This window comes from Collinsella sp. CLA-ER-H10, assembly GCF_040092475.1.
In the GTDB taxonomy this organism is placed as follows: Bacteria; Actinomycetota; Coriobacteriia; order Coriobacteriales; family Coriobacteriaceae; genus Collinsella.
The window spans coordinates 1-25361 of sequence record NZ_JBBNLM010000026.1 but is presented as its reverse complement, the minus strand read 5'-3'; the positions used below and the strand labels follow the sequence as shown (position 1 = coordinate 25361).

General features: G+C 60.6%; 18 protein-coding genes. 15 read left to right on the top strand and 3 right to left on the bottom strand.

The genetic code is table 11. The features are described from left to right. Nucleotides 1-110: 110 nt before the first annotated feature. Entirely contained in the window at nt 111-770 is a 660-nt protein-coding gene (locus AAAX36_RS08795; RefSeq protein ID WP_349075122.1) for a hypothetical protein, read from the bottom strand. Beyond that, nucleotides 760-1218 (bottom strand): TFIIB-type zinc ribbon-containing protein, encoded by a 459-nt coding sequence (locus AAAX36_RS08790; RefSeq protein ID WP_138112348.1) that lies wholly within the window; start codon nt 1216-1218, stop codon nt 760-762. Before AAAX36_RS08790 ends, AAAX36_RS08795 begins: the two co-directional genes overlap by 11 nt. Before the next feature lie 1896 nt (nt 1219-3114). Between AAAX36_RS08790 and AAAX36_RS08785 the strand changes: the two genes are divergently transcribed. The 4 genes from AAAX36_RS08785 to AAAX36_RS08770 all read left to right on the top strand — a co-directional run bounded on the left by AAAX36_RS08785 (nt 3115) and on the right by AAAX36_RS08770 (nt 8415). Further along, the gene (locus tag AAAX36_RS08785; protein WP_230320349.1) at nt 3115-4086 is read left to right on the top strand and encodes a LacI family DNA-binding transcriptional regulator; all 972 of its coding nucleotides are present in this window, start codon (nt 3115-3117) and stop codon (nt 4084-4086) included. A gap of 182 nt (nt 4087-4268) precedes the next feature. Further along, nucleotides 4269-5669, top strand: coding sequence for a PTS transporter subunit EIIC (locus AAAX36_RS08780; RefSeq protein ID WP_196022607.1), 1401 nt, complete (start codon nt 4269-4271; stop codon nt 5667-5669). 106 nt (nt 5670-5775) lie between these two features. Further along, nucleotides 5776-7314 carry a glycoside hydrolase family 32 protein gene (locus tag AAAX36_RS08775; RefSeq protein ID WP_238022815.1) on the top strand — a complete coding sequence of 513 codons (1539 nt, stop codon included), beginning with the start codon at nt 5776-5778 and terminating at the stop codon, nt 7312-7314. 96 nt (nt 7315-7410) lie between these two features. Further along, complete coding sequence (locus tag AAAX36_RS08770) at nt 7411-8415, top strand: PLP-dependent transferase (protein ID WP_161145264.1); 1005 nt, start codon at nt 7411-7413, stop codon at nt 8413-8415. Here the strand turns inward: AAAX36_RS08770 and AAAX36_RS08765 are convergent. Further along, complete coding sequence (locus AAAX36_RS08765) at nt 8405-8749, bottom strand: LysR family transcriptional regulator (protein ID WP_138112359.1); 345 nt, start codon at nt 8747-8749, stop codon at nt 8405-8407. The genes AAAX36_RS08770 and AAAX36_RS08765 overlap by 11 nt on opposite strands. A 193-nt stretch (nt 8750-8942) precedes the next feature. Between AAAX36_RS08765 and AAAX36_RS08760 the strand changes: the two genes are divergently transcribed. From AAAX36_RS08760 to rpoD, 11 genes are all read left to right on the top strand, one after another. Continuing rightward, nucleotides 8943-10454 (top strand): IMP dehydrogenase, encoded by a 1512-nt coding sequence (locus AAAX36_RS08760; RefSeq protein ID WP_006234046.1) that lies wholly within the window; start codon nt 8943-8945, stop codon nt 10452-10454. A gap of 373 nt (nt 10455-10827) precedes the next feature. Beyond that, on the top strand, nt 10828-13404 hold the full coding sequence (gene leuS / locus AAAX36_RS08755) for a leucine--tRNA ligase (RefSeq protein WP_138112361.1): 2577 nt from the start codon (nt 10828-10830) through the stop codon (nt 13402-13404). A 258-nt stretch (nt 13405-13662) separates the two neighbouring features. Beyond that, nucleotides 13663-14157: a ribosome maturation factor RimP gene (rimP, locus tag AAAX36_RS08750; RefSeq protein ID WP_138112363.1), complete on the top strand. Its 495-nt coding sequence runs from the start codon at nt 13663-13665 to the stop codon at nt 14155-14157. A 1-nt stretch (nt 14158) separates the two neighbouring features. After that, nucleotides 14159-15406, top strand: a complete 1248-nt coding sequence (nusA, locus tag AAAX36_RS08745) for a transcription termination factor NusA (protein ID WP_006234042.1) — start codon at nt 14159-14161, stop codon at nt 15404-15406. Between the two features lie 91 nt (nt 15407-15497). After that, the gene (gene infB / locus AAAX36_RS08740) at nt 15498-18212 is read left to right on the top strand and encodes a translation initiation factor IF-2 (protein WP_138112365.1); all 2715 of its coding nucleotides are present in this window, start codon (nt 15498-15500) and stop codon (nt 18210-18212) included. A gap of 11 nt (nt 18213-18223) precedes the next feature. Beyond that, nucleotides 18224-18634, top strand: a complete 411-nt coding sequence (rbfA, locus tag AAAX36_RS08735) for a 30S ribosome-binding factor RbfA (protein WP_117647311.1) — start codon at nt 18224-18226, stop codon at nt 18632-18634. After that, a complete protein-coding gene (locus tag AAAX36_RS08730; protein ID WP_138112367.1) occupies nt 18627-19670 on the top strand; it encodes a DHH family phosphoesterase in 1044 nt (347 codons plus the stop codon). The genes rbfA and AAAX36_RS08730 overlap by 8 nt, the downstream gene beginning before the upstream one ends. A gap of 15 nt (nt 19671-19685) precedes the next feature. Beyond that, nucleotides 19686-20618, top strand: coding sequence for a tRNA pseudouridine(55) synthase TruB (truB, locus tag AAAX36_RS08725; RefSeq protein ID WP_138112369.1), 933 nt, complete (start codon nt 19686-19688; stop codon nt 20616-20618). Beyond that, entirely contained in the window at nt 20615-21622 is a 1008-nt protein-coding gene (gene ribF / locus AAAX36_RS08720) for a riboflavin biosynthesis protein RibF (RefSeq protein ID WP_230320301.1), read from the top strand. The genes truB and ribF overlap by 4 nt, the downstream gene beginning before the upstream one ends. Further along, nucleotides 21615-23723: a DNA primase gene (gene dnaG / locus AAAX36_RS08715; protein WP_349075118.1), complete on the top strand. Its 2109-nt coding sequence runs from the start codon at nt 21615-21617 to the stop codon at nt 23721-23723. Before ribF ends, dnaG begins: the two co-directional genes overlap by 8 nt. Nucleotides 23724-23833: 110 nt before the next feature. Further along, complete coding sequence (gene rpoD / locus AAAX36_RS08710) at nt 23834-25183, top strand: RNA polymerase sigma factor RpoD (protein ID WP_055286388.1); 1350 nt, start codon at nt 23834-23836, stop codon at nt 25181-25183. Nucleotides 25184-25361: the final 178 nt, after the last annotated feature.

The following is a 25361-nucleotide window of genomic DNA, read 5'->3' as shown; positions in this document are numbered from 1 at the left end:
TCCAGCCCGAGGGGATGTAGGAATGCGATAGGAAAGTCATAGATGCGGGCGTGTTGGCTAAAATGGGTCGGCCGGGATTGGTCAATCTCGGCCGACTATATTTGGCTAAATTATTCCGGCGCTAACATTGTCCTGTTCTCACTGGAAAGCTCGTGGAGGGAGCTTTCCAGTTTTCCGATTATGTCGTTGAGCGCGTTAACGTCTATGCCGTTTGACTGATTGATGGTCGTACTTGACCCGTTCGTTGTCTGGGAAGCGATGGCGGCTCCCGAGTTGCCGAAATTGTTTACCTGTGTCACGGATTCATCCAATCCTAGTTCGATGCCCTTTAGTGTGATGGCCTGATTGACTCCGTTTACGAGGCGTCTCGCTACGTCATTCAGGAAGCCTTCGGCCATATCGTCATATTTCCTTGAACCGTGTGCATAGCCTAGAAGGAGGTGAAACGACTGGCATAGCTTTCTGTCGACTATTGCTTTGAGTACGAGATACGTTACGGCGCTTTCGCCCTCGCAGCTAGGCGGGAAGTTAAATATGGTATATGGGTCCGAATTTACTTCATCGATTTCGGCGTTTTTGTCGAACCCGCTAGGCAAATGGTTTGCCACGCAATCCTCAATGAACGCTCGTGTTACAGGCTGCCCATCAATAAAGTTGAGGTAGCGAGTGAGGGCTGTGTTGAGGCCATTGTAGTCAGACCTTAAAAGATTGCTGGCTTCAGCACTATGCTTGAAGAGTAGTTTTCGCAGCTCAATCTTCTCAGAATCCATTGAATTGTCCTATTCCGCAGTAGGGGCATGTGTATAAAGACATCGCAAGTGCAGGGGACACCTTTGATATGCGCTTGCAGTCCTTGCAGGTTACCTTCTGAAGGGCTTCGATTGCTTGCCGGATGGGAATCTCGGGTTCCTCTTCATTGTATGATTTCACACTGAAAGAGACGTGATCATTGCCCTTTCCGCCAAGCTCCTTCTTAAGCAGTTCTTCTAGCTCCGGCACGACCACATTCGCTGTTTTTGATAAGGCCAGGTCGATGACGTCCGGTGTGAAGAAGTTGTCCGAGATAAGGCCGCACAGAGGGCAGTGGATATCTAGGACGGAATCACTCTCATACTCATCAACGACGACTTTGAATAGCTCTCCGCAGTTCGGACATTGGAAAAGTACGCAGCCGTCTTCATCGGAAGGTATCGAGATGTTGAACCGAAGGTTGTCCATATTGCCTCCTTTCAGGAAATCTAATCGATAATATCTTGACTTCGGGGTAAATAACGTAACGCCTCAAGGCGTCCGTGGAGCTCGGAATCGTCGTTAATTCGCCCAACGAATCCAAGGGCCTCGAGCAGCTTTCGGACCCTTGTTATATCCGCGCATGGGGTGCCTCACGTATTGATTGTAATGGGAAACCGCTGCTACCGTAGTGGATTGATGTTTCGGTTTCGTCCATAGAATCGCACAGTTTAAACAGCCTGGAGCGATCTATTGTCTGATATGCGACTTCGTTGAGCTCTTTCATCATGAGGCGATTAAGTATGAACAAGGCACCCATTGATTCAATTACGATCGCGTCGGAAATGTTGGTGTAACCGCACGGCTGCTTCATCCATCCTTTCCGAGTGATCTCGCCAAATTGCCCGTCCGGGAGAACAATGGATCGAGCGTTGCGCCCCGCTCCCAGGGGTGCGGCGCTCCTGATTAAACTGTTCACTTTTAAATGACCCCTGTGCTCAATTCTCTGTGGCTATTTGAGGAGGATGAGCTCGATTTAAGTGAGTTGCTCGAGTATCTGAGGGCGCTCATCACGGACGATCGCAAGATAATCCACGGTAATAGCGAGCTAAAACGGCTTATTAGAATGTATGATTTTCTTAAGTACAAGAAGGCCTTCGACATATCGGCTACTAGTGAGTAATCCCACCTAGCGTCTATGAAGAAGGCCGTCTTTGTAAACTATGGCATCTGAGCGTATAGTGCGAACACCACGTGCAAATGCATACTTAATATAACGCTTTCTGCTTGAAATCACAATGGTGTCTGTTTCGACCTGCCAATCAAGGGAAGATGGTGTAGAGTATCTTCCTGCAATACAAAAGCTCTTTGGGAGCTTTAAGGGTGACGCTTTCAAACTGAGAGTCTTGCCCTTTTTTATGCGTGCAATGCCTGATATGCTAGCCAGACATCGTTTGATTTGGTTGAAAATCATGTGTGTCTTGATTTGAATTACATGATTGTCGCTTGCCTCAAATTTGCAGCTTTGACTTACGGATTGATAATCAGTAGCCTATCTAAAAAGCGGTATTGACGAGGGTAACCCACGGGTCCCGCGTCCAGAGGAAAGGCGGCTGTCCTTCTTGGGATGGCTGCCTTTCCTCTTTTTAGGAACCGCGATGGCGGCTGACCGGGAGACCTACCGCGGCGACCTCTCTGGCGTCCCTGAAGATTTGCATGGCCCCCTGTCTTCTTTGGACTTTCATGAGATAGAAACGACTGGGGTTGGGAACAAGATGGATGCGCTTCTTAGTTACATAGCTGCTTTTTAAGAGCTGCTCCCTAAAAGTGAAGATAATTTCTACTTGTGGCAGAGCCTGTAGACAAACAAGGGATATCGGCTAAATTAAAGTCAATTGCGGTGGGAGCCTTCGGGCGACACCTGAAGAGGGTTGATGCGTCGGCCCTCTTTTTTGTTTGGATGTAAGATTCGGCCTGTCAAAACTTACATCTCAATTGAGAATAGGCGAAATTGCGTGCGATTATCTGCTTGTATGCAACTTTGCTGACGTGTTGTTGGTAAGTCTAAGTTCGCAACGGGTTCTTGGCAGAGGATTGACCGGGATTGTGAATTGCGACTCTTCGAGACGCGGCACCGAGGCCTTCCTGGATAAGTCCGTGAGGCTGCCGCTCAGGTCAAGTTCTGCATGGCCGTATTCTTCGATTATGCAGCCAGGGTGATTCTCGTCTGGTAAAACTGGCCGCGAAGTGATTATCACTCGACGTGTCTCAAGTGACTCATTAGTTTCCACGCGTTTCTCTATCATGTAATCGCTACGTCATGCGGTCGTTCGCACGGGTATCATGTTGAAAGCGATTTCAACGACGGGGGTACTCGTGGTAAAGATGAAGGATGTCGCCGAGCTGGCGGGTGTTTCGAACGCCGCGGTTTCGCGCTATCTCAACGGTGGATATATCTCGGCTGATAAGGCCGAGCGCATTAAACAGGCGATCGAGCAGACCGGCTATGTGCGGTCCAACCAGGCTCGTGCCTTGCGTACCGGCTCTACCAAGCTCATCGGTGTCATCGTGCCTAAGATTAACTCCGAGTCGGTGAGCCGAATTACCGCAGGCATTGGCCAGGTGCTTGGTCGCCGCGGGTATCAGATGTTGCTCGCCAACACCGACAACGTTGCCGAGCGTGAGCTCGAGTACCTCGACTTGTTCCAGAACCACCCGGTCGATGGCATCGTGCTGGTAGCGACCATGATTACCGATGAGCATCGTGCGGCTATTGCATCGTGCCGCGTGCCCATTGTGCTGATTGGCCAAAACGTCGAGGGCGCGGCCTGCGTCTACCATGACGATTACGAGGCGGCATATGAGCTGGGCCATGCGCTCGTGGGGCGCGTGGAGGGAAAGATCGCCTACATCGGTGTTACCGAAGAAGACCGCGCCGCGGGCTACGACCGACGCCGTGGCTTTGAGGCAGGCTTGCTGGCTGCGGGGGTTGTGCTCGATCCCCACCTGGTGCGTCGTGGCTCCTTCACGCTCGACTCGGGATATCGTGCGGCGCGCGAGTTGTTGGCCGACGTGCCCGACGTCTCGTTTATCGCCTGCGCGACCGATACCATGGCCGCCGGCGCCCTGCGCGCTCTTGATGAGGCGCGTGGCGTGGGCGAGGGCTTACATCGCGTGAGCGGATTTGGCGACAACGCGTTTTTGCGCGCGCTGACGGGCGGCATTCCCACCGTCCATTATGGCTATCTGACCAGTGGCGTCGAGGCCACCAATATGCTGCTCGACACGCTCGATGGCGTGGAAGGGGAGGGCGGCCTGCGTACGCTCAAGCTCGGTCATCAGCTTATGAATGTCTAGGTTTTGGGCGCCCGCCGCTATCTTCGGACCACTGTTATTTGTCCCAAACTACCTTTCACCGGCGAAAATCTACCGTTTACCGCTATATGAAAACGATTACAGTAATATGAAACTGAAAACGATTACAGTGTAAGTGTCAAAGATGGCCGGGTGTAAAACGCCCGTTAGACGAAAGGGAAGTCATGGACTACCGCAAATCAGCCCAAGAGGTGCTCGACAACATCGGTGGCGCCGGCAACGTCGTGTCGGCCGCGCATTGCGCCACGCGTCTGCGCCTGGTGATTGCCGACAACGCAAGGGTCGACAAGGAAGCCATCGAGAATATCGACGGTGCCAAGGGCGTCTTTGAGGCCCAAGGCCAGCTCCAGATTATTTTTGGCACCGGTACCGTCAACAAGGTCTATGACGAGTTCATCGCCCTCGGCGGCATCAATGCTGCTTCCAAGGCTGAGGTCAAGGAGGCCGCGGCGCAGCAGCAGAACATCTTTATGCGCGCCATTAAGGTCCTCGGCGATATCTTCGTTCCCATCATTCCCGCCATCGTGGCTTCGGGCCTGCTGCTGGGCATCATGAGCGCCCTCAACTTTATGGCCTCCAACGGCTTTATCGCGCTCGACACCAATAACTGCATCTACAAGATTGCCGACCTGGTCTCGGGTACGTCCTTTGGCATCCTGCAGATCCTGATTGGCTACTCCGCGGCCAAGGCTTTCGGCGCTAATCCGTACCTGGGCGCCGTCGTCGGCGGCGCGTTCATCAACTCCTCGCTGCAGAGCTCCTACACGGTCGCCTCCGAGGGCGTGCAGACCATGGTCACCGTCATCCCCGGCGTGTACAGCTTTGAGTGGGTTGGCTATCAGGGCCACGTCATCCCCATCGTCATCGCTTGCGCGATCCTTGCCTTCCTCGAGAAGCGTCTGCACAAGATCGTTCCCGAGATGTTCGACCTCTTTGTAACCCCGCTTGTCTCCGTGTTCGTGACCGTGCTCGTGACGCTTATCGCCGTCGGTCCCGTCTTTGTGTGGGCCGAGAATGCCGTCCTCGGTCTGATCCAGGCTCTGCTCACCCTGCCCTTTGGCATCGGTTCCTTTATCGTCGGCCTGTTCTATGCCCCCACGGTCGTCACCGGTATTCACCAGATGTACACCGCCATCGACCTGGGCCAGCTTGCCCAGTACGGCGTGACCTATTGGCTGCCCATTGCCAGTGCCGCCAACATCGCCCAGGGCGGCGCCGCGCTTGCCGTTGCCTTTAAGACCCACGATGCCAAGATCAAGGGCCTAGCGCTTCCTTCGGCTCTGTCCGCCTTCATGGGTATTACCGAGCCTGCCATCTTTGGTGTGAACCTGCGCTTCTTTAAGCCCTTCATCGCTGGCTGCATCGGCGGCGGCTGCGGCGCCCTGGTCTGCGCGCTCACCTCGCTCGCCGCTTCCGGTACGGGCGTTACGGGTATCTTCGGTATCCTGCTGTGCCTGGCCCAGCCCGTGCAGTACGCGATCATGTTTGCGGTCGCCGCGCTGGTTTCCTTTGGCGTCTCGTTTGTCCTGTACAAGGACGAGCCCAAGGCTTCCGAGCAGGCCTAAGAGCTTTTGATTGAAGGGTGCCCGCGGGTTGTATGCTCGCGGGCGTTTCCCGTATCCGGTGTCGATCTCTGGCGCCTTGTTACTTTCGATCCGTTAGGACTTTGATATGTCTAATGCACTTGGCCGCGACCTTGCAAAGCTGGTTGCCGCTGTTGACGCTGCCGCCTCTGAGTGCGGCCATGGCGCGTATGGCCAGCGCTTCCATATTATGCCGCCGGCGGGCTGGCTCAACGACCCCAACGGTCTTTGCCAAGCGGGCGGCGTGTTTCACGCGTACTTCCAGTATGCCCCGTTTGATGTGAACGGTGGCGTAAAGATGTGGGGCCATGCCACAAGCCGCGACCTTATGAACTGGGAATATGTTGGCGCCCCGCTGCTGCCCGACGAGCCGTTCGATTGCCATGGCGTGTATTCAGGCTCCGCGCTTGCCGAGGACGGCCGCATTCGCGTGCTCTATACGGGCAACGTTAAGCTTTCCGATGCGGACGGCACGTACGACTACGTCAATACCGGCCGTCGCGCCGATACTGTTTATGTCGAGAGCGTTGATGGCCTTGCCGGTCGGGAGTTCAGCCAAAAGCGCGTGGTGCTGGCGTCCGATGATTATCCCGAGGATTTGACCTGCCACGTGCGTGACCCCAAGGTGTGGCGCGATGATGACGGGCGTTACCACATGGTGCTGGGCGCGCGTCGTCGCGTGGATGGGCCGCATGTCGATAGTCGATTTTGCGCCATGCACGGCGAGGGTGCCGGGCGCGATGTGGGCGAGATCCTGGTGTATGGCTCGGCCGATATGCTGAGTTGGGAGCTCGAGAGTCGTGTGTCTACGCCCGAGCGCTTTGGCTTTATGTGGGAGTGCCCCGGCTATATCGAGCTCGATGCGAATGGCGATACCGCTGCATTTTTGTCGTTCTCGCCCCAGGGGCTCGAGGGCGGTCGTTGGGACCGCGGCAATGTGTATGCAGCGGGCTACATGCCTGTAACGGGCGACATTACGGGTGGTGACGGTGTCTATGAGCTGGGCGAGTTCCGCCTGTGGGACGCCGGTTTTGACTTCTATGCTCCGCAGGAGTTCACGGCCGAGGACGGTCGCCACATTCTGATTGGCTGGATGGGTATGCCCGATGAGCCGACCTATGGCAACGCGCCCACCGTGGCGTGCGGCTGGCAGCACTGCATGACGGTGCCGCGCGAGCTTACGGCCGGTGACGGCGGCGTGGTGCTGCAGCAGCCGGCGTGCGAGATCGAGCGCCATTATGCCTCGGTGCGTGTGGGGGAGGGCTCGTTGGAGGTTGACGGCGATACCTGCTTTGACCTTGCTGTCGACGGTGTCGACGGCGCGTTTACCGCGATTGTTGATGGCGAGCTGAAGCTGGCGTATGTGCCCGCCGAGGGCGGACTGCCCTCGCGCTTTGAGATGCGATTTACCGATGAGGGTCGCGCTTCTGCCGGCTGCGGTCGTACCGTGCGTTGGGAGCCCGTCGACGAGGTTCGTAACGTGCGCATTGTTGGCGATGTCTCCTCGGTCGAGGTGTTTGTGAACGATGGCGCGCTGGTGTTCTCGACGCGCATCTATCCTGAGGCCTATGGTGTGACCGTTGACGCTCCGGGTGCGAGCGTGAACTATCACACGCTCAACATCTAGGCGATTCGTCGCATATCGGCGCTATACTGCAGCCGTTGCCCACGATGCGGGTAACACCCGCATCGTGGGTTTTTGTTTGTGAAGGGACGGTGCCGCGTGGACGTGCAACAGCTAGAAGAGGCTTGGGCTTTGAGAGCCGGCGCGCGTGAGGTGCGGTTGCTTGCGGCCTCGCATGTGCCAGCAGCGCTGTCTCAGCTGGGGATTGTGCGTCCCGGTGACCGCCTGGTCGCGTTTGCCGATGACTTTACCGATGCGTTTGAGCGCGGCTTTGATGGCTGCGATGTTGTTCTCGTGGACCCGCCGTCGGTTGCGGCGTTTGCTGCTGCTTCCGAGGGCTATGATGCTTCGTTTGATGCCGAGGGGCCGCACCTGTGGTGGTTTGTCAACTCCATCGGCGGGTTTGGTCTGCGCGTGCCCGATCTGCGTGCGCTGGGTCGTGCGGCTCGCGAGGCCCATGCGCTGTTGGTTGTGGACAACACCGTGGCGTCGGCTTTTGGCTGCGATCCGCTGCGGCTGGGTGCCGTGCTGTCGCTCGAGGCGCTCGACCGCGTGTGTGCTGGTAAGGCGCCGCGCAAGTTCGTTGCCGCTTCGGTGGCGCGCTCGCAGCTCAAGCGTCATCGTGTGGATGCCGCGGCTGAGTGCGCGCATGCCCTGCTTGAGGGCTGTGGCTTGGCCAAGCTTGATATGCCTGCTGACGAGGCCGGTGTGCTGGAGCGCGGGCTGGACTCGCTCGATGTCCGCATGCAGGCACATTTCGACCGCGCCCGTGCGCTGGCCGAGTACTTGGCTGCGAACGAGATGGTACGCAACGTGCGCTATCCCGGGCTGAGCTCGCATCCCGACCATGTGGTTGCAACGGGGATCCTCGAGCATGGTTTTGGCCCGGCAGTTGAATTCGATCTTATCGAGCTTAGCGCAGGGGAGCTGTTCGATGCTTTGTCGGGGGAGTTCCGCACATCGCTCGCCGGCGGCGCAGCGACGCGCCTTTCGGCCCCACGCGGCAAGCAGGGGAGCACCATCCGTCTCTTCGCCGGCACCGACAATCCCCTGGTCGTAGCGTCCGCCCTAGACAATGCCCTTCGTAAACTAGCTACTCTTTAATGCTTGCGATGAGGTCGCTTGCTTTGGTGGCGATGACGTTGTTGACGTCGGCCCGCAGCTCCTCGTAGACCGCTATGGCTCGCTCGCCGGCGGGGGTGAGGGTGGATCCGCGGGCGCCGTCGCGCTCGATGAGTTTGCAGCCCAGCTGACCTTCGGCCTCGTTCACGATGCGCCAGGCCTTGGAATACGCCATGCCCATGCTCTTGGCGGCGCGGTTGAGCGAGTGCTCGCGGGCGATACCCTGCAGCAGCAAGACGCAGCCGTGTCCAAACACGCCCGGCAGATCTTTGTCGCACGCTTGAATGACCAACTTTGCCGTCGTCTTGTACTCCATACGCTCCACGTCTCCCCGCTAAAGTGTTTGCTGGGCAAACGCAAAGCCTGCGTCAAACCCTCGTGTGCTCTTCTTAAATCATGCATTGTAGCAGTCAAAGTGCGTTAAGATACTTCCCCAGTATTGGGCGCCCAAGGTTGGGCTGGGTCCTACGAGGCCTGCAGCCGACCGGTCGCATGGAAAAAGGAGAAACATGGCTACGTTCTTTCCCGGTGAGTCCCACACGTTTTCGGAGTATCTGCTGGTCCCTGGTTACTCGTCCTCGCAGTGCATCCCCAACAACGTCTCTCTTAAGACGCCGCTAACCCGCTTTAAGCGCGGTGAGAAGCCGGCAATCACCCTGAACATCCCCATGGTTTCCGCCATCATGCAGTCCGTCTCGGGCGTCGATATGGGTGTCGCGCTCGCTACCGAGGGTGGCCTGTCCTTCATTTACGGTTCCCAGAGCGCCGAGTCCGAGGCCGCTATGGTCAAGGCCGTCAAGGATCACAAGGCCGGTTTCGTTCAGTCCGATTCCACGCTGACCCCCGACATGACCATGGAGCAGGTCATCGAGCTCAAGGAGAAGACCGGTCACTCCACTATGCCGGTCACCGACGACGGCACTCCCAAGGGTAAGCTCCTGGGCATCGTCACCAGCCGTGACTATCGCCCCAGCCGCGATGACCACCAGACGAAGGTCTCCGAGTTCATGACCCCGCGTGAGCAGCTCATCGTGGGTGACAAGAACATCAGCCTCAAGGTTGCCAACGACGTTATCTGGGACAACAAGCTCAACGCCCTGCCCATCGTCGACGATAACGATCACCTCATGGGCATTGTGTTCCGCAAGGACTACGACAGTCACAAGACTAACCCCAACGAGTTGCTCGATAACGACAAGCGCTACATGGTCGGCGCCGGTATCAACACCCGCGACTATGCCGAGCGCGTGCCGCTGCTCATCGAGGCCGGTGCCGATGTCCTGTGCATCGACTCCTCCGAGGGCTTCAGCGAGTGGCAGAAGCGCACCATCGAGTGGATCCGCGCCAACTACGGCGAGGACGTCAAGGTCGGTGCCGGTAACGTTGTCGACGCCGAGGGCTTCCGCTTCCTGGCCGACTGCGGTGCCGACTTCATCAAGGTCGGTATCGGCGGTGGTTCCATCTGCATCACCCGCGAGACCAAGGGCATCGGTCGTGGCCAGGCCACCGCGCTGATCGACGTCTGCCGCGCCCGTGACGAGTACTACGAGGAGACCGGCGTCTACGTGCCCGTGTGCTCCGACGGCGGTATCGTCTACGACTACCACATGACGCTTGCCCTTGCCATGGGGGCCGACTTTATGATGCTGGGCCGTTACTTCGCCCGCTTTGACGAGAGCCCGACTGAGCGCGTCAACGTCAACGGCCAGTACATGAAGGAGTACTGGGGCGAGGGTTCTGCGCGTGCTCGCAATTGGCAGCGCTACGACCTGGGCGGCGCCGCGAAGCTCAGCTTCGTCGAGGGCGTCGACTCCTACGTCCCGTACGCCGGATCCCTCAAGGACGGCGTGGGCGGCACGCTCTACAAGGTTAAGTCCACGATGTGCAACTGCGGCGCCCTCTCGATCCCCGAGCTCCAGGAAAAGGCACGCCTAACGCTGGTCAGCTCCACCTCCATCGTCGAAGGCGGCGCCCACGACGTTGTCGTGAAGGACTCCCAGCAAAGCGTCAGCTACCGCTAAGCGGCTTTCCCAAGCACCGCACCTTGCCGTTCAAACCGTCGCTCGCGTACCAAAGTACGCGACGCTCCTCTTTCACGGCAATCTGCGGCACCTGGAAAACCCGTTCGTGCTAGAACGAGTTTCAGACAAAGGTTGATTCCCAACCACGTTATTTAGATAAAGCGAGATGCCTGCAAGTCGCAGGCATCTCGCTTGTTGTATTTGCTATCATCATGCGAGTTAACGATGTGGCGGGGCGTTCTTACCTTTGCTCGCTGCAAGTTCCGCACGAGCCGAAGAGCACTTAATGTGCTCTTCGTGCGAGCAGGACTGTCCGCAGCAGCGAGCAAAGGTAAGAACGCCCCGCCCCAACCGAGATAACAAAGGAGCTGATATGTGCGATTGCACAGATCATAAGGACGAGATTCCTGTTTACGACGCGCAGGCCATCGAGTCCCGGTGGATGAAGGCCTGGGAGGACTCCAACCTCTTTGCTGTCGACACCGACGACAGCAAGCCCAAGAAGTACGTGCTCGAGATGTTCCCGTATCCGTCGGGCGACCTGCACATGGGCCACGCGCGCAACTATACCATCGGCGATGCCATGGCCCGTCAGGCCCGCATGCGCGGCTATGACGTGCTGCATCCCATCGGCTTTGACGCCTTTGGCCTGCCTGCCGAGAACGCCGCCATCAAGCACAACACGCAGGCTGCCGCCTGGACGTATAAGAACATGGACCAGGCGCTCGCCACGATGAAGCGCATGGGCTTCTCCTACGATCTGGATCGCATGGTCAAGACCTGCAGCCCCGATTATTACCGCTGGGGCCAGTGGATCTTTGAGAAGATGTGGGAAAAGGGCCTGGTCTACCGCAAGAAGAACCCGGTCAACTGGTGCCCCACCTGCAAGACCGTTCTGGCTAACGAGCAGGTTACCGAGGGCAAGTGCTGGCGCTGCGGCACCGAGCCTGAGAAGCGCGACCTTGAGCAGTGGTACTACAAGATTACCGAGTACTCTCAGGAGCTGCTCGACGACCTGGAGAAGCTCCCCGGCTGGCCCGAGCGCGTTAAGCAGATGCAGGCCAACTGGATCGGTCGCTCCGAGGGCGCCGAGGTCGACTTTACCCTGTGCGACCAGGATGGCGAGCCCATCGAGGGCGATGAGGGCAAGATCACCGTCTTTACCACGCGTGCCGACACCCTTTTTGGCGTCTCCTTCTTTGTCCTGGCTCCCGAGTACGCCGGCCTGCATGAGCTCGTCGAGGGCACGGAGTACGAGGAGGCCGTCACCAAGATCGTCGAGGACTCCAAGCATATCTCTGCCGTCGAGCGTGCCCAGGGCACCCTCGAGAAGCACGGTGCCTTTACGGGCCGCTATGTGGTAAACCCCGTCAACGGCGAGAAGGTCCCCGTGTGGGTTGCCGATTATGTCGTCGCCGACTACGGTACCGGTGCCGTCATGGCCGTTCCCTGTGGCGACCAGCGCGACTTTGAGTTTGCCCGTAAGTACGACCTGCCGATCGTGCCGATCATCCTAGACGATGACGATCGCGCTGCCGTCGAGGCCAGCGGCGAGACCATCGATACCTTCCATGCCGAGACCGTCGACTGGGATTGCGCTCACGCTGCCGAGGGCACCCTCGTCCAGTCCGGCAAGTACACCGGCATGCGCGGTGGTAAGCACTCCGAGGGCGAGGCTGCAATCGTGGCCGACCTCGAGGCCATGGGCTGTGGTCGTCGCAAGGTCGAGTTTCGTCTGCGCGACTGGCTCATCAGCCGCCAGCGCTATTGGGGCAACCCCATCCCGGCCATCCACTGCGAGCACTGCGGCATCGTGCCCGTGCCCGAGGATCAGCTGCCGGTGACGCTGCCCGAGAACCTTGACCTGGGCGCCGGCGAGACCCTTGCCGAGTGCAAGGAGTTCTACGAGACCACCTGCCCGGTGTGCGGCCGCCCGGCCAAGCGTGAGACCGATACCATGGACACCTTCACCTGCTCCAGCTGGTATTACCTGCGCTATACCGATCCGCACAACACCAAGCTGCCCTTCTCCCGAGAGGCCGCCGACCGTTGGATGCCCGTCGATAACTACATTGGCGGCATCGAGCACGCCATTCTGCACCTGCTCTACAGTCGCTTCTTTACCAAGGCGCTGCGCGACCTGGGCCTGCTGAGCGTGGACGAGCCCTTCACCAACCTGCTGTGCCAGGGCATGGTCAAGGACGAGAACGGCGACACCATGTCCAAGTCCAAGGGCAATGTCGTGCCCCCGAGCTCGGTCATCGAGCCCTACGGCGCCGACACCATGCGTTTGGCGATCCTGTTTATCGCTCCGCCCGAGAAGGACTTCGACTGGGATCCCAAGGCCGTTGAGGGCGCCAACCGCTTCATCAAGCGCGCCTGGCGTATCGTTTGGCAGCTCGTCCAGTCCGGTGACGCCAACGTGGCCTTCGACAAGTCCGCGCTCGACGAGGTTGCGATGAAGCTCTATCGCGAGCGTCACCGCACCATCGCCAAGTGCACCGAGGACTTCGATCGCGGCCAGTTCAACACCGCGATCTCGGCCGTCATGGAGCTCGTCAACGCGGCGAGCGCCTACCTCAACGCCACCGAGGGTACCGCCCGCGACAAGGCGCTGTGCTACGGCGTGGCTAAGGATATCGTGAGCGTCCTTGCCCCCATCTGCCCGTTCTGGGCCGACGAGCTGTGGCACGAGGCCCTCGGCTGCGAGGGCAACGCCTACACCGCCGCCTGGCCCGAGTTCGACCTGGCCGAGTCCGTTGAGGACACGGTGCAGATCGTGGTCCAGGTGCTCGGCAAGGTCCGCGGCCGCGTCGACGTTGCCCGCGATGCCTCCAACGAGGAGATGCAGGCTGCCGCCGAGGCCGCCGTCGCCAAGTGGCTCGAGGGCAAGACGGTCGTCAAGGCCATCTGCGTGCCCGGCAAGCTGGTCAACCTGGTGGTCAAGTAAGCGCTGCGCGCAAAGCTGACATGCAATAAACGAGGGACGGTCCGTTTGGGCCGTCCCTCGTTTTGCATGTACCTGCCATGGTGTCTTCGGTCAATTGTCCTATTCTTGTGGAGAAGCTGTGCGCACGCTGACCTGCAGATTCGTACTGTGCTTGCACGTTTCCGCAGCTATTGGTATAGTTTGCTTGCAAATGAAGTTGTAATTGAAAGAAGTGGGGTTTCGGCCCCGCTTCTTTTTTGTATGGATGGAGGTGCCGCAATGGTCAAGACCAAGACCGAGCAGGCGATCATCGACGCGCTCGAGGCCGTCGCTCCCCAGCACGATGTCGACATCGTCGACGTCGAGCTCGTGGGTGCCACCAAGGCCCCCTGCGTGCGCGTGCGTATCGAGGGTGCCGAGGGTCAGAGCCTTTCGCTCAACGACGTCACGGCCAACACCAAGTGGGTCGGCGATGTGATTGAGGAGCTCGACCCCATCTCTTCGAGCTATACGCTCGAGGTGTCGAGCCCGGGTATGGCGCGCCCGCTGCGCCGCCCGTGCGACTTTACCCGCTTTGTGGGCGAGAACTGCGAGCTCACCTCCACCGCTACCGAGGGCCGTCGCAAGTACGCCGGTAAGATTGCCGCCGCCACCGAGACGAACGTGACCCTCGAGCTCGAGGGCGGCGAGTCCGTTACCCTCGATTTCTCTGATGTTAAAAAGTGCAAGTTGAAGCCCACCTACGACTTCAAGCCCGCGAAGGAAGGAAAGTAAGATGGCAGCATCCGACATGATGTCCGCCCTGATGGAGCTTTGCCAGGAGAAGCACATCGACCAGCTCTACCTGATCGACCGCCTGGAGCAGTCGCTCGCCAAGAGCTATGCCGAGATCCTGCATCTTGAGTGGGGCGCCAAGGTGACCATCGACCGCACCACCGGCAAGATCTACGTCTACCGCTTGGAGCCGATCGACGATTCCATGGACGAGGAGGGCAACTTCACCGAGTTCGAGGAGATTGACGTCACCCCCAAGAACACGAGCCGCATCGCTGCCCAGCACGCCAAGGCCGAGATCAACGCCATCGTGCGCAACTCCGCCCGCGAGCAGATCTACGAGGAGTTCTCCGGCCGCATCGGTGACCTCATCAGCGGTACCGTGCTGCAGTCCACACCCGACTTCACGATTGTCAAGATCCGCGAGGGCGTCGAGGCCGAGCTGCCGCACTTCGACCAGCGCCGTTACGAGAACGAGCGCAACGAGCGTCCGATGGGCGAGCGCTACCTGCACAACCAGCACATCAAGGCCGTGATCATCGACGTTCGCGACCCCAACTCCAACCTGCAGCCGGTTCGTGGCGAGCACAGCCGTCCGCCGATTGTCATCTCCCGTACCCACCCCGAGCTCATGCGTCGTCTGTTTGAGCAGGAGGTGCCCGAGATCTATGAGGGCACCGTCCAGATCAAGTCGATCGCCCGCGAGCCCGGCCAGCGCTCCAAGGTCGCCGTCCACTCGCTCGACGACCGTCTGGATCCCGTGGGCGCCTGCGTCGGCCCCAAGGGCAGCCGTGTTCGCGCTGTCGTGGGCGAGCTCCGTGGCGAGCGCGTCGACGTCATCCTGTGGGATGCCGATCCTGCCGTCTACGTTGCCAACGCCCTTTCGCCCGCTAAGGTCACCCGCGTCCTCATCGACGAGGAGAAGGCCTACGCCGGCGTCATCGTGCCCGACGACCAGCTGTCCCTCGCCATCGGCAAGGAGGGCCAGAACGCCCGCCTCGCCGCGCGCCTGACCGGCTGGCACATCGACATCAAGTCCGAGACGCTTGCCGCCGACATCCTCAAGAACGTTCCCGTTCACGAGGAGCCCGCCGCCGACCTGATCGGTGACGAGGAGGACGAGGACGTCCGCCGCTGCGAGTACGTGTCCGAGGACGGTATCCAGTGCCGCAACCAGGCTCGTCCCGGCTCCCGTTTCTGCGGTGTCCACGACACCGACGCCTTCGATGATGCGGAGGACCTGATCTAGCGCGCGTTCGCGCCGGGCGGGTCCCGGCGCGTCTTCCACGCTCGTTCAGTCTCTAGGCACCCAAGGTGCCAGAAAGGGTAGGTGAAGTCATATGGCAAAAGTCCGTGTGTCCACCCTGGCCAAAGAGTTCGGCATGACCTCCAAGGAACTGATGGGTCATCTTGCCGAAATGAAGATTCCCGCTAAGTCCGCTTCCTCCGCCCTGGAGGACGCTTACGTCGCCATGGTCCGCAAGCAGCTCGCCTCGGTGATCGAGGCCCGCGCCAAGGAAGTCGAGGCCGCCAAGCAGGCCGAGGAGGAGGCAGCCGCCGCCGAGGAGGCAGCGCGCGCTGCCGAGGCCGAGCGTGAGCGCATCGCCGCCGAGAAGGCACGCGAGGAGGAGCGCCGCCAGTTCGCCGCCGCCCAGGCTGCCGAGGAGGCCGCCCGTGCCGAGGCCGAGGCCAAGAAGAAGGCTGAGCAGGAGCGCCTTGCCCGCGAGAAGGAGGAGGCTGCCCGCGAGGCCCAGCGCCGCGCCGTCCCCGCTTCCGACTCCGGTTCGCGCTTCCGCTCGCTGCTCGACCAGATCGCCGCACAGGAGACCGTGCTCAAGGAGAAGAAGGACGCCGAGGAGAAGGCCAAGGCCGAGCGCGCCTCTGAGCGCGGCAACCGTCGTAGCGGCAACAACGACCGTCGCGGTGGCCGTCGTAACGATCGCAACGCCTCCGACAACAACTCCGATCGCAATGCCTCCGAGAGCCGTCCGCACAGCCATCGCACCAACGCCAGCAACAACGTCGCTGCCGGCATGGACTTCCCCAACCCCGATAAGCAGGGTAAGGGCAAGAAGCGCAAGGGCGGTCACGGCAACGATGAGGACCACTACAGCCGCATGGCTCGTGAGGCCGAGGAGTACAGCCGCGAGAAGGTGCTCGAGGAGGCCCGCGCCGCCGTCGAGGAGGCCTCTCGCGAGTCCACCGGTCGCCGCAAGAAGCGCAAGGAGAAGCGCGAGCGCGAGGCTGCTAAGGCTCAGGAGGAGCGCAAGATTGAGGAGGCGCTGGCCCAGGGCGTGAAACCCGAGGAGCTCGACGCCATCAAGGTCTCCCAGGGAGTTACCGTCCAGGAGCTCGCCGAGGCGCTCGACGTTCCGGCCAACGACATCATCAAGCGCCTGTTCCTGCTGGGCACGCCGCTTACGATGACGCAGTCCATGTCCGACGACCTCGTCGAGCTCGTTGCCGACGACCTGGGCCGTCAGATCAAGATCATCACCCCCGAGGAGGAGAACACCTTCTCGTTCTACGACGATCCCGCCGACCTTAAGCCGCGCGCCCCGGTCGTCACCGTCATGGGTCACGTCGACCACGGCAAGACGTCGCTGCTCGACGCCATCCGTCACACCGGCGTTGCTGCCGGCGAGGCGGGCGGCATTACGCAGGCCATCGGCGCTTCGCAGGTCATGATCAACGACCGCAAGATCACCTTCATCGATACCCCGGGTCACGCTACCTTTACGGCCATGCGTGCCCGTGGCGCCAAGGTGACCGACATCGTCATCCTGATCGTTGCTGCCGACGACGGCGTCATGCCTCAGACCATCGAGTCGATCAACCACGCCAAGGCCGCCGGCGTACCCATCGTCGTCGCCGTCAACAAGATCGATAAGCCGGGCGCCAACCCCGACCGCGTGCGCCAGGAGCTCACCGAGTACGGCATCATCCCCGAGGAGTGGGGCGGACAGAACATGTTCGTCAACATCTCGGCCAAGCAGAAGATCGGTATCGACGACCTGCTCGAGACCGTGCTGCTCCAGGCCGACGTTCTCGAACTCAAGGCCAACCCCGACACCTTTGCCTCCGGTAACGTCCTCGAGGCCAAGCTCGACAAGGGCCGCGGCTCGGTTGCCACGGTGCTCGTGACCCGCGGTACCCTGCACGTGGGCGATACGCTGGTCGCCGGTCTTACCTACGGCCGCGTCCGCGCCATGCTCGATCCCAAGGGCAACGCCGTCACCGAGGCCGGCCCCTCCGACGCCGTCGAGATCCTGGGCCTGCAGTCCGTGCCCAACGCCGGCGACGAGTTCCGTGTGTTCGAGGACGAGCGCGAGGCTCGCGCCCTGGCCGATGAGCGTTCGCTCAAGGCCCGTATCGAGGAGCAGAGCCGCGTGAAGCACGTCACGCTCGAGAACCTCTTCGAGACCATCGCCGACGCCGAGGTCAAGGAGCTCAACCTGATCATCAAGGCCGACGTCCAGGGCTCCATCGAGGCCCTTCAGGACTCTCTTGACAAGATGGATCAGTCTGAGGTGCGCATCAACACGATCCACTCCGCCGTTGGTGCCATCAACGAGACCGACGTCGTCCTGGCCGACGCCTCCAACGCCATCATCATCGGCTTTGGCGTCCGTCCCGACGGCAAGGCCCGCTCCGCTGCCGAGCGCGAGGGCGTCGAGATCCGTTGCTACGACGTCATCTACAAGTGCCTCGAGGACCTCGACGCTGCCCGCATCGGTATGCTCAAGCCCACCGAGGTCGAGGTCTCCACGGGTACTGCGACCGTTCTGGACACCTTCAAGGTGCCCAAGGTCGGTATCGCCGCCGGTGTCCGCGTCGAAGAGGGCGAGATCGCCGCGACCGATTCCGTACGCCTGGTGCGCGACGGCATCGTGGTCTTCAACGGCAAGATCGCCTCGATGCGCCACTACAAGGACGAGGCCAAGAGCCTCAAGAGCGGCTCCGAGGGCGGTATTGGCCTGGAGAACTTCCAGGACATCAAGCCTGGCGACACCATTGAGGGCTACCGCATCGACCAGGTTGCCCGTACCGAGTAGGGGGTAGCGCTATGAAGCAAACGCAGGCAACCCGCCGTTTGGGCGAGCAGCTTCGCGAGAAGCTCGGTTATATCCTGCTCTTTGAGGTTTCCGATCCGCGTCTCGACCTGGTCACTCTGACCGCGGTCGAGGTCGCGGTGGACCGTTCGTTCGCGCGCGTGTACGTGTCGTGCGACGCGAGCCGCTACGATGAGGTCATGGAGGCGCTCGCCAGCGCCAAGGGCCGCATTCGTAGCCTGTTGGCCCGCTCGCTCGATTGGCGCGTCACGCCCGAGCTCGATTTTCGCATCGATCGCTCGACCGATGAGGCCGAGCGCATCACGCGTGCGCTGGAAAACGTTCCCGCCACGCTTGCGATCGAAAAGGACGAGGACGGCTATCCCATAGCGGATGCCGCCCAGGAGGCAGCTTTAGATGAGTAATTCCGCCGACCTCGCATCGTGCGAGTCTGCAGATATTCAGCGACGCATCCTCGAGCTCATCGAGGATGCGTCCTCCATTGCGATTTCGGGACATACGTCTCCCGATGGTGACGCCCTGGGCTCCGTGCTGGGTCTGGGCTTATCGCTTATGAAGTTTTTCCCCAACAAGGACATTGCCCTGCTGCTGGCAGACGATGACCCGGTTCCGCGCATCTACCGCTTTATGGAGGGTGCCGACCGTCTGGTGCCGGCATCTGCGTATACCGGCAATCCGGACCTGTTCATCTCGGTGGACGTGCCGGTCGTCGAGCGTCTGAACAACTCAGCCGAGGTGCTCCGCCGCTCGTCGCATGTGGTGTGCTTCGATCACCATCCGGCGCGCGAGGAATTTGCCGAGCTGAGCCTGAGGTGCGTCGGCGCCGCAGCCTGCGCCATGATCATCGACCGCTTTTTGGACAATTGCGGCATTGTCGCACGTGATGGCGTTGCGACCTGCCTGCTGTGTGGCTTGGTGACCGACACCGGTCGTTTCCAGTACCAGAACGCCGATGCTGCCGCGTTCCATGCTGCTTCGCGCCTGGTGGCGCATGGCGCCAATCCGGCTCGTGTCGCACTCGAGGTCTATCAGAGCATGCGCGTCGAGTTTTTGCACCTCAAGTCCATTGTCATGGGCCGTATCAAGACGGTCGCGCACGGGCGCGTGGCGTATAGCTATGCCTTCCAGAGCGACCTTGAGGCCTGCGGCGTCACCTCGGATGAATGTGACGGTCTGGTCGATGTGGTGCGTTCGGTGATGGGCGTCGAGGTCTGCCTGTTCTTAAAGGGCATCGACGGCGATACCAAGGTGCGCGGCAACCTGCGCTCCAAGGGTGACCTCGATGTGTCCGAGATCGCTGCCAACTTTGGCGGTGGCGGGCATCATGCCGCCGCCGGCTTTTCCAACAACGGAACGATTCGCGAGACGCTCGCCGTGGCACTTCCCATGCTGGCCGAGCTGGTGGGGGAGGATCCCGCTTCGGTGACCGTCGAGCTCTAACATTTTGGATGGTACATGGCTCGTCGTACGCCTTCTCAATTGAATATGCTGCTCGCCGTCGATAAGCCGGTGGGCTGCACGTCCCACGACGTGGTTTCGCAATGCCGACGCGCCCTCCATGAGCGGCGCGTCGGTCATGCCGGAACGCTCGACCCCATGGCATCGGGCGTCATGGTGGTGGGCGTGGGTCAGGCCACACGTCTGCTGGGCATGCTTACGCTTGATACCAAAAGCTACGTTGCCGATATCTCGTTTGGCGTCGAGACCAATACCGATGATGCGGAGGGCGAGGCGGTCCGCACGGTGGCTGTTGCCGACGAGCTCCGCGATCCTGCCTATGCGCGTGAGCGCTTGGTCGCCATGCTGGGTCCGCAGATGCAGGTGCCGCCGGCGTTTTCTGCTATCTCGGTCAATGGCGTTCGCGCCTACAAGTCTGCTCGCGAGGGCAATGCGGTGGACCTACCTCCGCGCCCCGTCGAGGTCTATGCCGCCGACCTGATCGCCGTGGGCGGCGAAGGTGATACGTGTGTGTGGACCGTGGCGTTCTCGGTGAGCAAGGGCACCTATATCCGTGCGCTCGCTCGCGACCTGGGCCGCGCTTGCGATAGCGCCGCGCATATTTCCGCGCTGCGCCGCACGGCCTCCGGTGTTGTTTCCATTGGCGCTTGTCATGCGGTCGAGGAGCTTTCTCCCGAGTCCGCGGCTGGCTTTGCCCTGGATCCCATTGCGGCCCTGGGCGCCACACGTGTTGACTTGCCGGGCAATCTTGCCGACGACCTTCTCTGCGGCCGACGCATTCCCGTTGAGCGTGCGCTTGCCGATTTCGATGCCTCGAAGGCGCCGTTTGCGCTGGTGCTCGATGGGGGACTCAAGGCGCTCGCCCGCATTGAGGGTGGCCGCTTTGTCATGGAGCACGTGTTTCCGCAGGCAATCGGCGGTGTTCGATGATGTTGTCCGCTCGCGAGCTCGCGCGTATCTTTTTCGCGGGCGAGTCGGACGAGGCTCGCATCGTTACTGCCGATGTGTTTGATAAGTGTGAGCACCTGGGTGCCGCATCGATTGCCATCGGCGTGTTCGATGGCGTGCACCGTGGACACCAGGAGCTCATTGCGGCGCTTGTCCGTGATGCCCGTGCCCATGGCTGCAAGGCGGTCGTAGTTACCTTCGATCCCGACCCGGACGTCGTGGTGAGCCCTTCGCCCGCTCAAAAATTGATGACGACGGCCGACCGTCTGCATGCCCTGGCTCAAACTGGGGTCGATGCGGTGGTGGCCGTTCCCTTTACGCCTGAGGTTGCGGCGCTTGACCATGTTGCTTTTCTCTCGCTGGTGTCGCGTCTGGTCGACATTCGATCGATTCGCGTTGGCAGCGACTTTAGGCTGGGTCGTGGCGGTGCTTCTGGTGTTGACGAGATGCGCGCCTGGGGTGCCGAGCGCGGCGTTGACGTATGCGGGCACGACTTGCTTTGCGAGGGCGGTGAGGCCATTTGCGCCACCCGCATTCGTCATGAGCTGGGACAGGGCCATGTGGAGCTTGCTGCTGAGTTACTCGGCCGTCCGTATATGGTGCGTGGCGGTGTTATTCGCGGCCGTCACGAGGGCTCTGGCATGGGCTTTCCCACGGCAAACCTGCAGGTTCCCGACGGTATTCAGGTGCCTGCCGATGGCGTGTATGAGGGTCTGGTGCTGGTCGATGACACCGCGTGGCCCGCTGCCGTGAACGTCGGACTGCCGCCGACGTATGCCGACGATGTCGCTTCGGCGCATCTCGAGGCTAATTTAATTGGTTATACGGGCGACCTGTACGGCTCTTCTGTTTCGCTGGCGTTTACGCGTTGGCTGCGTCCGTCGCGCGTGTTCGATTCGCTGGATGAGTTGATCGCGACCGTCGAGGGTAATATCGAGGATATTCGTCACAACTTGGGCGATCAGGGGGTGAGCATCCGTGATTAGCGATGAGGAAAAAGACCAGGTACGCGCTGCGTCTGACCTGGTTGCCATCGTGCAGGAAACGGTCGAGCTCAAGCCTCGCGGCCATGAGTTTTGGGGATGCTGCCCCTTCCATGGCGAGAAGACGCCGTCCTTCCACATTATCCCCGCCACGCAGGTGTGGCATTGCTTTGGTTGCGGCGAGGGTGGCGACGTTTTCACGTATATCATGAAGCGCGAGAACCTGAGCTTTCCCGAGTCAATCCGTTATTTGGCCGATCGCGCGGGTATTGAGCTGCATGACACCGGAGATCGCCGCGAGCGCGGCACCAAGCGTGCCCGCATCTACGATTTGTGCGCCGAGACCGCCCAGTTCTACCACACCATGCTTATGCGCGGTAAGGACGGCCGTCCGCGCGAGTACTTTGCCAGCCGCGGCATGGGTGGCGACGTCTGCCGCCGCTACTGCCTGGGCTTTGCACCGGGCCGTAACGCGCTGGTGTCGCACCTGTCCCAGGCGGGTTTTACCCCGCAGGAGATGATCGATGCGAACGTTGCCGTGAGCCGCGGGCGCGGGCAGCTTGCCGACCGCTTTTACGACCGCGTGATGTTTCCCATCTTTGACGAGCAGGGTCACAATATTGCCTTTGGCGGTCGTATTATGGGCGACGGCCAGCCTAAGTACCTCAATACCGCCGAGACGAGCGTGTTTCATAAAAAACGAAACCTCTACGGTTTTAATTGGGCCAAGGAGTTTATCGTCGCGCAGGATACTGCCATCGTGGTGGAGGGCTATACCGACTGCATCGCCTGTTGGGAGGCGGGGATTAAAAACGTTGTCGCTACGCTGGGCACCGCGCTCACGGAGCATCACGTCAAGACGCTCACTCGTTTTGCCAAGCGCATCGTGTATATGTTTGACGGCGATGCCGCCGGTCAAAAGGCTGCTCGCCGTGCGATTCAGTTTATCGAGCAGGATTCTATGGACCTGCGCTGCGTGGTGCTGCCCGACGGTAACGATCCCATGGAGTTCATCACGGCGCATGGTGGTGAGGCACTGCAGGCGCGCATCGACGCTGCCGAGCCGCTCATGGACTTCGTGTACCGTTCGCTGCAGGAGTCGAGCGATATCACCACGCCGGGCGGTCGCGCCAAGGCGCTGGAGGACGCTCTCACGCTCATCTATCCGCTGCGCGATAGCTATATGATCGATACGTACTTTATCCAGATTGCCGATCTGCTGGGTTTGGATCTGGAGACGGTGCGCGCGAGCTCGGGTCGTGTGTTTCGCGATGTCGCCAAGCGCGAGGATGCGGAACGACGTCGTGAGCAGAACTATGAGCGCCAGCGGGCACAGACTGAGCGGTCCGGTAGCGCGGGCGGTCGGGCGTCGGGTTCTCGCGATGCCGGTCGCGGTGCTTGGGCATCGGGCGCGACGCCGCCGGTGTCCGCGCCGGTCGAAGAAGAGCCGTACGACTACGTCCCGCTCGATGCCTACGGCGCCGCGCCCGTGGAGGTCGTCGACGACCTGCCGCCGATCGATGTGCCTGATGGTATGGGCGCTGTGCCTGTGGCTGACGGTTCGGGCGCACCGGCTGCGGCGGCGCCGATGGTTCTTACCGATCTTGAACGCAAGTCCTTGGCAGGGGAGCGCGAGCTGTTGACGCTGCTCACGAGCTACCCCGACCTGTTCCGCACGTATGCCGACCGCATCTGCTCCATCGAGTGGGTTGACCCGCGTCACGAGTCCATTGCATGGGCCGTTCTGGCAACGCCGCCGGGAACCGATCCTGCAGCCTGCATGGATGCGGCGCGCTCAGTGTGTCCCGATGCGGCAACGCTTGTGAGTGCCGGGCGCATCTCCGCGACGAGCAAGCACCCCACCGAGACGAACATCGTGTTTATGCTTGATACGCTTGAGCTCTACACCATCAAGCGTCGCATGCGTGCCGCACAGGCCAAGCTGCGCCAGGACCGTTCACTCGATGATGAGGCCCGTCGCGCGCTAACCATGCAGGCCGCGCAGGATTCGCAGCGTCAGCGCGAACTGCAAAAGTCAATCGGCGGCGTGGCGGACCCGTTCCGTTTGATTGGCCTGGAGGCCGCAGGCACCGAACAAGCCTAGATGTTGTGGTCAACCAGCGTATTCTCGCCTATATCCAGCCCTCTTTTTGGGTATAGACGTCAATGTGTGTGCTAAAGTATTGAGTCCTGTGGACTATGAAGGGAGAATCTGTGCCAAAAAAGACTGAGAGCACGGGTACTGGGCTGGAATCCTACGTTGCAAAGCTCATGGGCAACGGCTCAAACAGGACTTCGGTAACCGAGGACGAGATTCAGGTCGCCCTGAAGGATATCGATGTTTCTGACGAGCAGCTCACCGCGGTGTATTCCGCGCTGCGCAACAGCGGCATCCAGATTATCTCCGCGAGCGGTAACGACGACGCCCCCATGGACGTCGACGATGACGATAACGATACCGATACCGACGATTTCGATGACGACGACGAGCACGATTCCGGCTCGCTCGACGATCACGAGCTCAAGATGGCCCGTCAGGCCGACGCCGAGATGGGTTCTTCCAAGAGCAAGAAGAAGCGCACCGTGCGCACGTCCCGTTCACGCTCCCGCGTGCGTGGCATCGATGCCTCCACGGTGATGCTGACCGGCGACCCGGTCCGTATGTACCTCAAGGAGATCGGCAAGGTCGACCTGCTGACCGCCTCCGAAGAGGTCGATCTGGCTATGAAGATCGAGGCCGGTCTTGAGGCCACCGAGAAGCTCGAGGCTGCCGATGCTGGTGAGCTCGAACTCACGCGTGCCGAGATGCGTCGTCTTACGCGCATTGAGAACGTGGGCCTCGAAGCCAAGCAGGCGCTCATCAGCGCAAACCTGCGTCTGGTCGTCTCCATCGCTAAGCGCTATGTCGGACGCGGCATGCTGTTCCTGGACCTGATCCAGGAGGGCAACCTCGGTCTGATCCGCGCCGTCGAGAAGTTCGACTACCAGAAGGGCTTTAAGTTCTCCACGTACGCCACGTGGTGGATCCGTCAGGCCATCACGCGCGCTATCGCCGACCAGGCCCGTACCATCCGTATTCCCGTGCACATGGTCGAGACCATCAACAAACTCGTCCGCGTGCAGCGCCAGCTTCTTCAGGACCTTGGTCGCGACCCGACCCCCGAGGAGATCGGTGCCGAAATGGACATGAGCGCCGACCGCGTCCGCGAGATCCAGAAGATCTCGCAGGAGCCCGTGTCGCTCGAGACCCCCATCGGCGAGGAAGAGGATTCCCAGCTGGGCGACTTCATCGAGGACTCCCAGGCCATCGTTCCGCCCGATGCGGCCAGCTTCTCCATGCTGCAGGAGCAGCTCACCCAGGTGCTCGACTCGCTTGCCGATCGTGAGCGCAAGGTTATCGAGCTGCGCTTTGGCCTTGTCGACGGACATCCCCGTACGCTCGAGGAAGTCGGCCGCGAGTTTGGCGTCACGCGCGAGCGCATCCGCCAGATCGAGTCCAAGACCCTGGCCAAGCTCCGCCACCCGAGCCGTTCGAGCAAGCTGAAGGATTACATCGAGTCTTAATCTCGCAAGCAAGAAGCGCCCTCAAGCACATCCGCTTGGGGGCGCTTTCATGTAGTCGTTGGGTGTTCCTATAGTTTTGTCAACCGTCGGGGCTACTCCCGGTAGGGCACCCGGTCGCGCATCACGGCGTATATCGCCCTGAGCCGCTTCCTCGCGACGGCCTTGAGCGCCCGCCCGT